Annotated in this window: 13 protein-coding genes; 3 read left to right on the forward strand and 10 right to left on the reverse strand. The window is 67.2% G+C overall.

The genetic code is table 11. From position 1 onward, the window contains the following. Positions 1 to 102: 102 nt before the first annotated feature. Entirely contained in the window at positions 103 to 933 is an 831-nt protein-coding gene (locus IM776_RS05395) for a mechanosensitive ion channel family protein (RefSeq protein ID WP_194421979.1), read from the forward strand. 6 nt (positions 934 to 939) lie between these two features. Here IM776_RS05395 and IM776_RS05400 read toward each other — a convergent pair whose 3' ends face one another. Then, positions 940 to 2,610, reverse strand: a complete 1,671-nt coding sequence (locus tag IM776_RS05400) for a SulP family inorganic anion transporter (protein WP_194421980.1) — start codon at positions 2,608 to 2,610, stop codon at positions 940 to 942. Between the two features lie 139 nt (positions 2,611 to 2,749). Here IM776_RS05400 and IM776_RS05405 point away from each other — a divergent pair, with 139 nt between their 5' ends. After that, positions 2,750 to 5,083 carry an arylsulfatase gene (locus IM776_RS05405; RefSeq protein WP_194421981.1) on the forward strand — a complete coding sequence of 778 codons (2,334 nt, stop codon included), beginning with the start codon at positions 2,750 to 2,752 and terminating at the stop codon, positions 5,081 to 5,083. 3 nt (positions 5,084 to 5,086) lie between these two features. On the opposite strand, the gene IM776_RS05410 is transcribed toward IM776_RS05405, so the two are convergent. Further along, positions 5,087 to 6,145: an AI-2E family transporter gene (locus IM776_RS05410; RefSeq protein WP_228479931.1), complete on the reverse strand. Its 1,059-nt coding sequence runs from the start codon at positions 6,143 to 6,145 to the stop codon at positions 5,087 to 5,089. Positions 6,146 to 6,206: 61 nt separating this feature from the next. On the opposite strand from IM776_RS05410, the gene IM776_RS05415 reads away from it, so the two are divergent. After that, complete coding sequence (locus tag IM776_RS05415; RefSeq protein ID WP_228479932.1) at positions 6,207 to 7,100, forward strand: formylglycine-generating enzyme family protein; 894 nt, start codon at positions 6,207 to 6,209, stop codon at positions 7,098 to 7,100. Between the two features lie 8 nt (positions 7,101 to 7,108). On the opposite strand, the gene IM776_RS05420 is transcribed toward IM776_RS05415, so the two are convergent. The 8 genes from IM776_RS05420 to IM776_RS05455 form a co-directional block, all read right to left on the reverse strand. Next, complete coding sequence (locus IM776_RS05420; protein ID WP_194421982.1) at positions 7,109 to 8,746, reverse strand: SulP family inorganic anion transporter; 1,638 nt, start codon at positions 8,744 to 8,746, stop codon at positions 7,109 to 7,111. Continuing rightward, positions 8,743 to 9,696 carry an HAD family hydrolase gene (locus IM776_RS05425; RefSeq protein WP_194421983.1) on the reverse strand — a complete coding sequence of 318 codons (954 nt, stop codon included), beginning with the start codon at positions 9,694 to 9,696 and terminating at the stop codon, positions 8,743 to 8,745. Before IM776_RS05425 ends, IM776_RS05420 begins: the two co-directional genes overlap by 4 nt. 7 nt (positions 9,697 to 9,703) lie before the next feature. Next, a complete protein-coding gene (locus IM776_RS05430; RefSeq protein WP_194421984.1) occupies positions 9,704 to 10,318 on the reverse strand; it encodes a hypothetical protein in 615 nt (204 codons plus the stop codon). 36 nt (positions 10,319 to 10,354) lie between these two features. Beyond that, positions 10,355 to 11,026 carry a GAP family protein gene (locus IM776_RS05435; protein ID WP_194421985.1) on the reverse strand — a complete coding sequence of 224 codons (672 nt, stop codon included), beginning with the start codon at positions 11,024 to 11,026 and terminating at the stop codon, positions 10,355 to 10,357. A 5-nt stretch (positions 11,027 to 11,031) separates the two neighbouring features. After that, positions 11,032 to 11,397: an SHOCT domain-containing protein gene (locus IM776_RS05440; RefSeq protein ID WP_194421986.1), complete on the reverse strand. Its 366-nt coding sequence runs from the start codon at positions 11,395 to 11,397 to the stop codon at positions 11,032 to 11,034. 1 nt (position 11,398) lies between these two features. Then, complete coding sequence (locus tag IM776_RS05445) at positions 11,399 to 11,833, reverse strand: DUF6325 family protein (protein ID WP_194421987.1); 435 nt, start codon at positions 11,831 to 11,833, stop codon at positions 11,399 to 11,401. A gap of 47 nt (positions 11,834 to 11,880) precedes the next feature. Next, positions 11,881 to 13,569: a SulP family inorganic anion transporter gene (locus IM776_RS05450; RefSeq protein ID WP_228479933.1), complete on the reverse strand. Its 1,689-nt coding sequence runs from the start codon at positions 13,567 to 13,569 to the stop codon at positions 11,881 to 11,883. A gap of 82 nt (positions 13,570 to 13,651) precedes the next feature. Further along, positions 13,652 to 14,710 carry an AI-2E family transporter gene (locus IM776_RS05455; RefSeq protein WP_194421989.1) on the reverse strand — a complete coding sequence of 353 codons (1,059 nt, stop codon included), beginning with the start codon at positions 14,708 to 14,710 and terminating at the stop codon, positions 13,652 to 13,654. Positions 14,711 to 14,767: the final 57 nt, after the last annotated feature.

Below are 14,767 nucleotides of genomic sequence, written 5' to 3' on the forward strand. Positions count from 1 at the left end.
CACCGTAGCGTCGGGAGGGGACGAGCGGAACAGGCCCCCGTCCTCGCCCGTCATGGGCGGAAACACCTCGCCAGCGCCCGGACGGGCGCTACCCTCGACGGCATGGAGCTGAGCGACTGGATCCCCGAGAGCCTGACGTGGTGGGACATCGGGCTCGCCGCCGCGGCCGTGATCGTCGGCTGGGTGCTGTCGCGGTTCGCGAAGCGGGGAGTGCGGGCGCTCGCGCATCGCACGCCAGGGATCACCGACCCGGTGGCGACACTCGCCGGTCGCCTGACGCAGTACACGATCGTCCTGCTGGGAGTGGGCGTCGCGCTCGCGTTCCTCGGCGCGAACATCCAGCCGCTGATCGCCATCGTCGTCGTGGTGGCGGTGGTCCTCGCGCTGGTGCTGCGCGGCATCGCCGACAACTTCGCCGCCGGTGTGCTGCTGCAGACCCGTAAGCCGATCGTGGTGGGGGACGAGATCCAGGTCGACGGACCGGACGGACCAGTCACCGGAACGGTGATCGAACTCAACGGACGCGCCGTGGTGCTGGCGACGGCGGATGGGCGGCTGGTCCACGTCCCGAACGGGACCGTGCTGCGAGAGCCCATCATCAACGACTCCACGCACGGTGCGCGGCGCAGCGAAGTCGAGGTACGCGTACGGCGCTCCGGGGTCGCCGTCGACATGATCCTCGAGCAGCTGCTCGACGCGGTCGGCTCCGCTGACGGCGTGCACCAACGTGAGCATCCGCGGGCGCTCGTGACGACGCTCTCGGCGGACAGGGTGAGCGCCCGCCTACAGTTCTGGCATCACCCGCTGCACGGCGTGACGGTCACGGATGCCGTGGTGCGAGCGGTCGGATCGCTCATCGACGCGAGCGCCTGGACCGGCACCGTCACCAGTGAGCCGGCCTCGCCTCCGCTCACGCCGCCGGACGAGGTGTGAGGGCTCTCAGCTCTGCTCGTCGACCCACGCGCGCGCATCGGCGTACGCGCGCCGCAGAGCCCGCCCGATCCACTCGTCACCGCGATAGATGTCGTCCGCGCTGATCTCGGTCAGGCCGACGGCCGTGAACTGCTGCATGAGCCGCTTCTCACTGACCACCAGCTTGAGCACGGAGTCCGAGTCCGCGAGCAGTCGGGCGTACCGCTCCAGGACGTCCATGTGGGCGAGTCCGATCTGATCGGTGCCGCGCAGGCGGATGATGACCACGGAGTGCCGCGAGCTCTGGCCGACCGCGGGCAGCTGGCGCTCGACCGTCGGGGCGCTGGCGAAGAACAGGCTCCCGTAGGGCTGCAGGATGACCACCTCGGAGGGAGGGATGACCGGACGCGGATCGGTCTCGCGCATCCGCCCGTCGTCCGAGATCCGCACCTCGCGCACCCTCACCCGGTTGGACGCCTGAGCGACGAAGAGGATGATGCCGAGGCCGACGCCGGCGAGCACGGCAAACTGCAGGGGGATCAGCAGCGTCAGCGCGAAGGTCACTGCCATGACAGCGGATTGCAGGGGCCCAGTCCGGATCACGGAGTACACCCGGCCGGGTCTGATCGCGCTGATGCCGACGACGATGAGGAGCCCGGCGAGCGCGGGCATCGCCACGTAGGCGACCAGATCGGATGCGACCAACACGACCAGCGCCATCACGGCGCCGGCGACGAACAGGGCGAGCCGCGTCTTCGCGCCGGCGGCGACGAGCAGCGCGGACGCGGACATCGATCCTCCGACCGGCATGCCGCGGAACAGTCCGGACACGACGTTCCCGATGCCCTGCCCGACGATGTCGCGTGACGGATCGGCGCGCGGCCGGCCGGCCGGGGTCGGGATGCTGGCGGAGACCCCGGCACCCTGGACGATCCCGACGAAGGCCAGCGAACACGCCGGCACGATCAGATACAGCACATCGTCGATCTGCGGCAGCACCGGGGGCGGCAGGCCGCGGGGGACATCCACGACGTCGCGCAGCTGGGCCACCGGCGCCCCCATCCAGAGCGCCAGCATCAGGCCGCACACCGAGCCCACGATGACGGCGACGACGAGGCCGAGGCTGCCGAAGCGGGTCGGCTGCAGGCACACGATGATCAGGATGCTGATCGAACCCACGATGACGGCGGGCAGGTTCCACTGCAGGACGTGCACGAGGGTGTCGACGGTCCGCAGGATGCGATTGTCGCCCTCCGCCTGGTACCCGGTGAAGTTCGACAGCTGACCGAGCACGATGTTCACGCCGACCGCGGTGACGAAACCCGTCATCACCGCGGTCGGCACGAATCGCACGAGCCGGCCGGCCTTGAGCAGCCCCGCGACGATCATCGCCGCGCCTGACAGCATTGCGAGCGTGTACAGGGCGCGCTCCGGATCCGCTCGGCTGTCCAGATCGGCATCCGCGACGACCAGCGCCATCGCGCCCGTCGCCTGCACGGCCATGAACGAGCTCGAGGTGAAGAACGCGGCACCGACCATCCCGAACAGGTAGGCGTACAGCCCCGCCAGCGGGTTCACTCCGGCGAGGAGCCCGGCGGCTAGGCCATCCGGCACGCTCTCCACGCCGAGCACGGCGCCCGCGGCGAGGTCTTTGCCGAGGGTGTTGCGTGAGAACCAGCGCCGGAGGGGGATCCGCATCTACCTCACGCTAACGGCCGGGCCGGGTGATTGGCCATCGCTCACCCGCCGAGGGTGAACTGCCGGGGAATCCGCAGCGAGCGGGAATAGCGTGACGCGCAAGGCGTCAGAAGCAGACCCGCGAACGAAGGAGCGAGAAGTGTCGGAATCCAAGGCTGAGTTTGGCGGAGAAATCAAAGTCGATATCCGGGACTCGACTCCGGACTGGAGTCCGTATGAGCTCCCGAAAGCGCCGGAGGGTGCGCCGAACGTCCTCGTGATCCTGTACGACGACACTGGCATGGCAACGTGGTCGCCGTACGGCGGTCGGGTGACCATGCCGGCGCTGGATCGCCTGGCGGAAGGCGGGCTGACGTACACACAGTGGCACACCACGGCGATCTGCTCATCGACGCGATCGACGTTCCTGACCGGACGCAACCATCACGCCAACGGCATGGGCGTGATCATGGAGGGCACCAATGGCTTCCCCGGTTATTCCGGGCGCATCCCGAAGGAATGCGCGACGATCGGACAGGTTCTGCAGGACAATGGCTACTCCACGTTCTGGGTGGGCAAGAACCACAACGTTCCGGAGGAAGACATCTCCTCGGGTGGCAGCAAGTCGCAGTGGCCGCTGGCGATGGGCTTCGATCGGTTCTACGGCTTCCTCGGTGGCGAGACCAACCAGTGGTATCCCGACCTCGTCGAGGACAACCGGTTCATCGAGCCGCCGTACACACCGGAAGAGGGCTACCATCTCTCCAAAGATCTCGCTGACCAGGCGATCCGGATGATCCGCGATCAGAATGCCTCCAACCCCTCGAAGCCGTGGTTCACCTGGTACAACCCCGGGGCGAATCATGCGCCCCACCAGGCGCCCGAGGAATACATCGCGAAGTACAAGGGCCTGTTCGACGACGGGTACGACGCATATCGCACGTGGGTGCTTGAGCGGATGGTCGAGCGCGGCATACTGCCCGCCGGCACGAACCTGACTGAGTTCAACCCGATGCCAGAGGCGCAGGCGAACCCGGCCGATCACGTCAAGCCGTGGAACTCGCTCTCGGACGACGAGAAGCGGCTTTTCAGCAGGATGGCGGAAGTCTTCGCCGGCTTCAGCGAATACACCGACACGCAGATCGGCCGCATCATCGACTACCTCGAAGAATCGGGTCAGCTCGAGAACACACTCATCTTCTACTGCGCCGACAACGGCGCATCTGGCGAGGGATCGCCGGACGGCTCGGTCAACGAGAACAAGTTCTTCAACGGGTTTCCCGACGATCTACAGGAGAACCTCGACAAGATGGGCACGCTGGGCTCCGAGGCGACTTACAACCACTACCCGACCGGGTGGGCGGCTGCATTCTCGGCACCGTTCAAGATGTTCAAGCGCTACGCGCAGTATGCCGGCGGCTCCGGAGATCCGATGATCATTCACTGGCCGGCCGGCATCAAGGCGGCTGGTGAGGTGCGGCATCAGTACCATCACAGCGTCGACATCGTTTCGACGATCCTGGACGTCATCGGCATCGAGTTCCCCGAGGTGTACCGCGGCGTCGAGCAGCGCCCCCTTGCTGGTGTGTCGATGAAGTACTCCTTCGATGCCGCGCCGGATGCTGCGACGGAGAAGAAGGTGCAGTACTACGCGATGCTCGGCACGCGCGGTATCTGGAAGGACGGCTGGAAGGCTGCTGCCGTTCATGCACCGCTGACTGGGCACGGCCGGTTCGACGAGGATGAGTGGGAGCTCTACCACGTAGACGTCGACCGCTCCGAGTCCAGGAACCTTGCCGCCGAACACCCGGAGAAGCTCAGGGATCTGCAGGAGGCGTTCGATGTCGAAGCGAGGGCGAACTTCGTGTACCCGCTCGATGACCGCTCCGCGCGTGAGCAGCTGACCATCGAGCGCCCGCAGGCGGAGCCGACACGCGACCGGTACATCTACTACCCGGGAACCACTTCCGTACCCGAGTCGGTCGCCGTGAGCGTGCGCGGTCGATCGTTCAAGATCATCGCCGATGTAGTGATCGAGGATGGCACTCAGGGCGTCATCTTCGCGCACGGTTCGCGGTTCGGCGGTCACTCGCTGTTCATCAAAGAGGGCAAGCTCACCTACGTGTACAACTTCCTCGGCATCCCGCCGGAGCAGACGTTCACCTCGGAGGCGCTTGCGGCCGGTCCGCACTCTCTCGGTATGGAGTTCATCCGCGAGGATGCAGGAGAGCACGGTGAGTCGATTGGGACGTGCAAGCTCTACGTCGACGATCAGGTCGTCGCCTCCGGCCCGATGCGCACGCAGACCGGGAAGTTCACGCTGTGCGGCGACGGGCTGTGCGTCGGCTACGACAGCGCCGATGCGGTGAGCGGCCAGTATACGAACCCGTTCCCGTTCACGGCCGGTAAGCTCCTCGGTGTCGGTATCGACGTCAGCGAAGAGCAGTACCTCGACCTCGAGCTCGAGGCACGGGCAGCGCTCGCGCGCGAGTAGGGTTCATGCCGCGGCTCCCGAAAGCCAGCGCAGCCATCGGGAGCCGGGGTCGCCCTCCAGGAGGAGCGCGCGCACCAGCAGTGTGAGCGGGATGGCCAGAACCGCGCCGAGTGGTCCGATGATGAACGTCCAGAAGATCACGGAGAAGAACGTCAGCGTCAGGCTCAGATTCACAGCGTCGCTGACGAACTTCGGCTGAACCAGCACCTGCAGCACGACGTTCACGGCGCAGTAGATCACGATCACCGCCGCCATCAAGGGCCACCCGCCGACGACCAGCGCGAGCATCGCGGGCGGAACCAGCCCGATCACGAACCCGATGTTCGGGATGAAGTTCGTCACGAACGCCAGCACCGCCCAGACGATCGGGGCGGGCACTCCGAGCGCCCAAAGAGCCAGCCCGTCGACCACCGCCACGACCGCGCCGAACGTGGCGTTCACCAGGTAGTACCGTCGTACGCCTGCACCGAAGCGACGGAACCGTGTGAGCGCAGGTCGGGCGGCCGGGCCGAACGAGGTCTCGGCGAGCGAGTACCTTGCGGCGTCCACTGTCATGTAGATCAGATAGGCGAACACGAAGAACAGTGCGACGAGGACCGACAGCAGGGAGCCGGCGAGGGATGCTGCGAACCCGAGGATCGCTGACGGCTGAAGGAACTCGGCGCTCTGCGACGAACCCTCCAGCGTCAGCCCCAGGCCGTGAAGCCACTCCGCCAGAGTCTGGCTGGCGGCGAGCAGCTCTGCGGTGTAGTCGTCGATCAGACGCGCGAACTGGAGGCCGGCCAGCGCGAGCAGCAGCGCGAGCGCGATGAGCACGCCCCACGCGGTCGCGACGACCGCCAGGGTGCCGACCCACCGTGGCCGGCCGCCTCGGTCCAGCCGGTGTCGCACGGGAAGGCAGATGATGACGATCACTCCGGCGAGTGCGAGCGGAGCGACCAGATCGCGACCGAGCCACATCCCGGCCAGGACGATGACGGCTGCGGCCAGCGCGATCACCGTCCGCAGACCTGGTGATAGCGCCGGGGGCTGCGCACCGTCGCCGATCGCTCCGGGAGTCACTCGTTCAGGCTACCGACCGCATCCTGTCCAGGATAGGGGGGCGCGACACTACCCTGGAGGCATGGCGGTGATGATCCAGATCCCGGGCGGCACGCTGCTCATGGGATCCGACGAGTTCTATCCCGAAGAGGGTCCCGTGCACGAGCGGGAGGTCGCCGCGTTCGAGTTGGATGACCACCCGGTCACCAATGAGGCGTTCGCCGAGTTCGTCGATGCGACCGGCTACGTCACGATCGCAGAGCGACCGATGGATCCGGCTGACTATCCGAGTGTCGATCCGGAGGATCTCGTGCCCGGTGCGATGGTGTTCACGCCGACCGCGGGGCCGGTGGATCTACGGGATTGGCGGCAGTGGTGGCGCTGGGAGCCGGGAGCGCACTGGCGCCACCCGTTCGGGCCGGGATCGTCGGTCGACGATCGGCTGCAGCATCCTGTCGTGCACATCGCGTTCCACGACGCGTCCGCGTTCGCTGACTGGGCAGGAAAGAGGCTCCCCACCGAGACGGAGTGGGAATGGGCTGCGCGTGGCGGCCACGTCGGCAGGAGGTTCGCCTGGGGGAACGAACCGCAGCCGGGCGGACGGCTCATGGCCGACACCTGGCAGGGGTCGTTCCCGTACCGGAACACCGGTGCAGACAGCTGGGTCGGCACCGCACCGGTCCGCACATTCCCGGCGAACGACTACGGGCTGTTCGACATGATCGGCAACGTCTGGGAGTGGACGACCGATCTGTGGTCGCATCGCCATATCCTGCCAGGAACCGTCGGGGTCGATGCGGGCGAGCGTGCGAGTCTGCTGTCCGCAGAGCCGGGGTCGCGCATCCCGCGAAGAGTACTCAAGGGCGGATCGCACCTGTGCGCGCCGGAGTACTGCCTTCGCTATCGGCCGGCTGCGCGCTCGGCGCAGGCCGAGGACACCGCGATGACCCACGTCGGATTCCGCTGCGCAAGGTGACTGCGCACTCACTCCGTTGCCCTGAGACCTTCTTCGGCGCTCGTGTGGACGCGTCCGGCTGAGGCGACGCCCTGGTACCACGCGGTCCTCGCCGCAACCGCCACAGCCTTCTCCGGCAGCGCTGCCAGGTGCAGCGTGACGCCCTTCGCCGCGAGCTCCCGATCCAGGTCGGCGAGCGTGTCGAGCACGGTGATGGTCATGATGGAAAGTCGTCGCACATCGAGCACGAGGGTGCGCACCGGAACTGGCCGGCTCGTGACGAGGTCGATAATCGCCCGCTCGTTCGACAGCGCGTTCGCCGTGTACATGCCGCGTCCCAGCAGGACGATGAGCACGGCGCCGCGTTCGGCGACGATGTCCAGCTGCGGGACGTTCAGCTCCCTGAGGACCAGGATCAGGGTGATCACGACGCCGGCGGCGACGGCCGTGAGAAGGCCGGAGGTCAGACCGAGCACGGCGACGACGAGAGCCACCCAGAAGTCCAGCGGGCTGATGCGGGCCCAGCGCACCAGGAGCGGGATGTCGATGAGACCGGCGACCGCGACCAGCACCATGGCGGCGAGCGTCGCCTGCGGCAGCAGCGAGACGGCCGGCCCGAGGAAGAGCGCGACGAGGATCGCCAGGCAGACCGTCACGACCGTAGCCAGCTGTGTCCTGGCGCCGGCGGTCTGGTTGACGGCGCTCTGGGAGAAGCCGCCAGCCGCCGGCAGCACAGTGAAGAAGGCGCCCGCGATGTTGGCCGCGCCTACGGCCAGGAGTTCCTGATCCGCGTCGATCGCGGGTTCGGATGTTCGGCGGATGCTGCGCGCCACCGCGGCGGATTCGAGGAAGACCATGATGGCGATCGCGAGGGCGCCGGGGATCAGGGCGACGACGTGCGAGAGGTCGGGGATCCCCGGGACCGGCAGGCCGGCGGGTATAGGGTCGATCAGCGCTACTCCAGCATCCTCGATGTCCGTCAGCCACACCAGGACGATGCCGACAACGACCACGACGAGCGTTCCCGGCACCCGGGGCACGAAGCGTTTACACAGCACGATCACGAGAACCGAGCCAATCGAGAGTGCGACGGTCGGCCAGCTGACCCTGTCGAACGCTTCGATGGCACCCGCGATCGCGCGGAAGAACCCCTCCCCGGAGGGGTTGACGTCCTCGCCGAGCAGCTTCGGCAGTTGCCCGACGGCGACCGTGCCTCCCACTCCGATCTTCACGCCGAGCACGGTCGCGGCGCTGATGTTCTCCACCAGGGAACCCAGCCGCAGCAGCCGTGCCGCAAGCAGCATGAGCCCGACCAGCATCGCCAGCGCCATCAGCGTGCCGGCAGCATCCTCCGACTCCGCGGCGACCCCGGCCGTGACGAGGGTCGTGGCGGTGAGGGTGGCGATGGTCGACGTGGTCGACACGCTCATCGCGCGCGAGCCGCCCAGGAGCGCGTAAACGAGCATCGGGATGATGCACGTGTACAGCCCGACCTGCACCGGCAGGTTCGCGATCGTGGCGTAAGCCATCGCCTGCGGCACGACCACCGCGCCGGCTGCGAGCCCGGCAGTGAGGTCGTAAACCAGCCAGGAGCGCTGATATCCCGCGAGCGTCGGCAGCAGCAGCAGCCGCCGCCGCGTGCGGGCCTGCGCAGGGGGAGCGCTCATGTTGCATCCGGCGGGGCGACGTCGGGGAACACGGAGGCCCAGTCGTCGCGCACGCTGACGACCGTGTAGCCGCGCTCGGACGCTGCCCCGAGTGCCTTCTCGGCGCCCGAATCGTACGGGGTGTCACCACGGGCTGCGTCGTCGTCATGATGGATGAGGAGGGCGAGGCCGGCGCGCGGTCCGCGGCGCGCGAAATCCATCATCTCCATATCGCCGTTCGAGTTCCCGGCCGCGAACAGCGGACGTCGGCCGATCCGGCTCCAGATCCGGATCGGTTTCTGCGCGCCGTCATCGAAGAACGTCAGCGACGCGGCATAGCGGACCTCTGCGGCATCTTCGTCGTAGGTGAGGCCGTAAGCGGAGCCGATCACCCGCTCCGGAGGGATGCCGTAGTTCGCCTCAGTCATCGGTCGCATGAAATCGCGTTCCCCGCCCGAGACGATGTAACAGGTGAAGCCGTAGTGCTCGAGATAGCGGATCAGCTCGACCATCGGGCGGTAGACGACGTCTGCATACGGGCGCTTGAGAGTCGGATGCTGCGCCGAGGCGTAGAACGCCTGCACGGACTGCGCGTACTCCTCCACGCTCATGCCGCCGGTGAGGCCGACGAGTGCGTCCAGGATAACGGTCAGGTCGCCGTCATCTCCGCCGTAGTGCTTGTCGATCGCCGCTCCGAGCCAGCCGAGGTCGCCGCTCACGGCGGCCAGATAGGGCTGCCGCTCGGCGAGCGAAGGATCGTCCTCGGCGGCGGCGCGCCACTGCTGCACGACGTAGTGCAGCTGAGTGATCATCGGCTTCTCCGACCACAGGGTCCCGTCGTTGTCGAAGACGGCGACACGCTCTGCGGCGGGCACAGCATCCGGCCCTGTCGCGACCGATTCGACGAACGATTCGATGGCCCGACGGGTCTCGGTGTCGCGCCACGAGCGCAGATGGGTGGATTCGATCATGTCATCCTCAGATCTTCACCGGGAACGTCACCATCACCACGCATCCGGCGACAGCGACGACGATGGCCAATATCAGCAGCGACATCCGGATGCCGCGCGTGAGATCGCGCTGCGACATGGCGGTCAGGAAGAGAACAAGGGCGAACAACACGGTGAGGAGAGAGTAGTTGTCTCCGCGCTGGTTGTTGACGAGCGCTTCATCGAACTTCGCATCGGCGCGCGTCGAGAGTTCCTGAGCCTCGAGCGTGCCCGGCGGGACATACTCCGCCATCACCATTGGTCCGCGCTCGCTCCGCCCGCCCGCCTCCCACGCGTCGAACGCGGTCCGGAACTCGGGGGAGAAGCGCTCCTCGATGAAGGCCACGAGCTCCTCGCGCCCGTCTGCCTCGGCCAGCACCCACTGGGCGTAGATCGTGAGATCGTACAGCCGGGCGTCCCGCGCTTCGCCGTCGGCTGCGGCCGCTTGAATACGCGCGCTGGATGCCTGGCTGAACGAGATCGACATCTCGCCGCCCCACTTGGAGGCCTCGAACCCGCACCAGGCCGTGAGCACGGCGACGATCGACAGCACGAACACGGTCACGACGTCGAACGCCCTATGCCACCTGGATTCCTCCGCCATGATGTCCTCTCATCCACTCGCGCGGTCAGGGCAGCATCAGAAACTGCCGATGCCCTTGCCGATGACCACGACACCGAGAACGAGAAGGAGAACGGTCATGATGACCGCGTTCTCCCTCGAGAGCCACACGCGGAGCTCGTCCAGGGTCCCGGCGAGGCTCTTCGAAGCCACGAGATAGCCGATCACCGGGAGCAGCACGGTGCAGGCCGCCAGGAGCGTGAAGACGGCAACCGTGATGGTCACCTCACCGGTGCTGAGGCCTGCGCTGCCGATCGTCGCGCCCGCGCTCGCGGCGAGAAGTAGATTCTTGGGATTCACACCGGCGAGCAGCGCGCCGAGGCCGAACGCGCCGCCGAACGAGATGTGATCGACCGTCTGCATCCATTTCGGCATGTGCGGCTCATCGTCGGGGCCTGGCCGGCCCCGCCACTGCCGGAACGCGAGTAAGAGCATGCCGGTCCCGAGCAGCAACTGGATGACGCCCAGGATCGGCTTGGAGCCCGCCTCGGTCATACCCGGCAGGATCTGTGAGAGCAGCACGAACACCGTCGTCGCGATGACGATGCCGAGCACCCAGCCGATCAGGAACCCGACGCTCGTCGTTCGCGCCCTGGGCGAGAGCAGCATCAGCACCGCCGCGATGATCGGCACCGGACTGATCGCGATTCCCAGCGCCAGGGGCAGCGTCTGACCGATTGCAGGGCCCATTCGGCTTACCCGAGCAGCTTCGCCTTGGCTGCTGCGAACTCGTCGGGGGAGAGCACGCCGGACTGCATCAGCGATGCGAGCTGCTGCAGCTGCGTCGCGACATCCGTGCCGGCCGGAGCAGCCGCTGGGGCGGGCGCTGCGGCCGGCGCTGCTCCTGGAGGAGCGTACTGGGCTGCCGCCTGCTGCGCCGCCGCGTCGATCTGCGCCTGCTGCTGAGCGGCTTCGTACTGCTGCTGCTCGTACTGCTCCTGACTCTTGCGCTGCTGCGACCGTGCCATGCCTCCGGACACGGCCGAAGCCGTCCCTGCGACGACAGCGGTGCGTGCGGCGAGTCCGATCAGGCCGGGGCGGCCCATTCTGCGGAAAGGCATCTCATTCTCCTTCCTGCTCGACCAGGTCGAGCAGTGCGTTGACGATGGGGGCGGGTACTCGTTCGCTGCGCAGAACCACGCCGCCTCCTGCGGCGAGGCTCTCCGCGAGCGTGCGTGCGAACGCGAGTTCGAGGGCGATCAGTGCCGCTGACGACCCGGACGGAATCTGCTCGGCGAAGTCCTGGATGTCCTCCTCGCCGACGATGCCGGCAGACAGGATCTCGAGTTCGTCGAAACCGGTGCCCTTCTCGTTCTCCTCGACCTCGACGACTGTGGTGCTGCCGTCCTCCTCCTTGCGGAGGATGATGAAATCGAGAAGGCGGACCAAGCCGCTGTCGAGGAGGTCGGTGAGCGCCGCGAGTGTGCGCGGATCGGGCCGCTCACCTTCGAAGCCGACGAGGTGGAGCTCGACCGGCCCGTATCGGAAGTTGGTCATGTGAATCTTGTTCCTCTCTTCGATGGCATTCGCTGGGTGCGTTCCGATCACGGAGCCGGATCGCTCGGTCGGTCGGAGAGTTCGAGGACGGCGGCGCGGTTGGTCGGGAAAACCGGCTGCCCGGAGAGGATGCCGAGACGCTCGAGACGCGGGCGCGCCTCAGCGCGCATCCGGCTGAAAGCCAGTCGGATGCCGTTGTCGCTGAGCCATTCGGTAAGACTCTCGAACGATTCCGCGGCGGTGACATCGGTGTCCGTGACAGCCTCCATGTCGATGACGACCGTGTGCACCGTCCCGGGACCCGCCGCCGTGACAGCCGTCTTGATGGCCTCGGTGAACACGGCACCGTTGGCGAAGAACAGCGGGGCCGACATCCGCACGACGACCACGCCGGGTGCGGTCGTCGTGCCCTTCGGAGCATCGACCAGCAGTGAGTCCTGTGGGTCACCATCCGCGCTGAGTACGTCGATAGCCGGCGCCGATGCCCGCTTGGCGATGTTGATGAGCGACAGCACGAACGCGACGAGGATGCCGGGGATCGAGCCGATGAACAGCGTCACGAGGAAGCACACGGCGCCGATCACGAACTCGAACCTGTCCTGCCGCCACAGTCGCGCGAAGTCCTTGATGCCGAGCAGGGGAAGGATCGCCACAGCGACGATCGCACCGATCGCCGGAGACGGGATCTCTGCGAGCAGGCCGGTGCCGAACAGCAGCAGCAGAAGGGTTCCCACAGCGAGCACGAGCGATGGGAACTGGGTGCGAGAGCCGGCCTGATCCATGGCCGCCGTGCGGCTCGTCGATGATCCGACGGCGAAGCTGCCCTGGGCGCCTGCGGCGATGTTCCCGAGGCCGAATGCGAACAGATCACGGTTCGGGCTCGTCGGGTAGCCGCGCTTCTCGCCGTAAGCGCGTGACACCAGCAGTCCCTCCGCGGTGGTGACCAGCGTCAGCGCGATCGCCGACGGTACCAGTGCCAGCCACTGGATCCAGGTCAGCACCGGCCAGGTGAGGGTCGGCGGGCCCGCCGGGACCTCGCCGAGCACAGCTACCCCGGCTTGGTCCAGACTCGTCACCACGACGAAGACCGTCGCGGCGACCATCACGACGAGGGCCCACGGCACCGCGGCCATCAGCCGTCGGCCTCCGAGGAGGATGACCACGCCAGCCACAGAGATGAGGATCGACCAGCCGTTCGCGGTGCCGAGGCCGCCGACCAGGCCTGCGACCTTCTCCACGAACTCACCGCCGGAGTCGATCTTCACGCCGAGCATCTTGGCGATCTGCGAGACCAGGATGTCGAGGGCGAGGCCCCCGACGAACCCGACGAGAATCGGCTTCGACAGGAAGTTCGCCAGGAAGCCGAGCTTGAACACCGCCAGCAGCAGGAACAGCACGCCGCAGATGATCGCTTGCGCGAGCGCCATCGTCGCGTAGCTCTCCGAGCCGGCCGCGGCCAGCCCTCCGATCGAGGAGGCGACGAGCGCTGCGGCGGCGGCATCCGGAGATGCCACGACCTGACGCGACGACACCACCAGCGCGTAGATCACGGTCGGCACCACGAGCGCGTAGAGGCCCGCCGTCGCAGGAAGACCTGCGATCTGCGCGTATCCGATGTTGAGCGGGATGGCGATGGCGAGCAGGGTGATCCCTGCGAGCAGCTCGGTCACGAGGTTCGAGCGGTTCAATCCTGCCAGCGGTCGCTGCACTTGTCCGCTCCCGTCCGTCGAGATCACCGTGTGGCGGTCGCGTTCATGCTGGCATCGCCGATGCGGTCGGCCCTTGCGTTGGTCACCCGCAGTGGGCGATGCCGATCGGTCATTCGTCCGGCGCTGTCGTCCTGGCATCCTGACGCGGGATCACGACCTCGCGGAGGATGATCAGCACCGAGGCGGTGATCGGGATCGCGACGAGCGCGCCCAGCAGGCCCATCAGGGCCGCGCCGATCATCGCCCCCGTGATGACGAGGACTGCGGGGAGCGCCACTGCTCGCCCCATGATGCGGGGTGTCAGGAAGTACGCCTCGAACTGGATGTAGATGAAATACCCGACCAGGAAGACACCGGCCGCCCACGGGCTGACGAACAGGGCGCTCACGCCTCCGATGACGAGGAAGACGAGCGAACCGATCATCGGCACGAGCGTCACGAAGAACGCGACGATCCCGAGGAGCACGGGAATCACGGATCCGATCGCGAGCTGGAGCACGAACACCACGACGGCGTTGAACGAGGACAGCGTTATGCCGCCGGCGACGACTCTGCCGACGGACGTCGTGATCTGGTCGAGAAGCGACGAGAACTGCCCGCGCTGATACGCCGGCCGCATATTCGTCAGCGCGGCCTTCATCATCGGCAGCGATGACACGAAGTAAAGCGTCAGCACCACGACCATCACGGCGCTGGAGATAGCGCCGACGATTCCGAACCCCGCGCGCAGCACACCCCCGGACACCGCGAGGAAGTTCGAGAGATTGGTGACCGAGCGCAGGCCTTCGGCGACGGCCGCAGCCAGGTCGATGCCCAGCGCGGACTCGAGCTGGCGGAACCAGTCGCTGGCCTGGATGGCCTCGAACGCCTCCGGCGCCGCCGTGACGAGATGTGCGAACTGGCGAATGGTCGCGGGAACGATGCTGAGCGCTATCACGACGACCAGGATCAGGAAGGACACCGCGACGATCGTGATGCCCCATCCTCTGCGGATGCCACGGCGCTCGAGTGCCTCGACCGCTGGATCGAGGCCGAGCGCGAGGAAGAGACCCAGGAACACCGTGATCAGCACCGCCGAGATCGACGCGACCGCCGTCGCGAGCGCGACCGCGATGATCACCCCGATCGCCACGGTGAGCCCGGAGATCAGCGGGCGCGCCGGCACCATCCGCACCAGCCGGGAACCTGTCGTCTGGCGCGTCGAAGATGCGTCCGGCTCACCCGA

Origin of the sequence: Microbacterium abyssi (assembly GCF_015277895.1) — a bacterium.
In the GTDB taxonomy this organism is placed as follows: domain Bacteria; phylum Actinomycetota; class Actinomycetes; order Actinomycetales; family Microbacteriaceae; genus Microbacterium; species Microbacterium abyssi.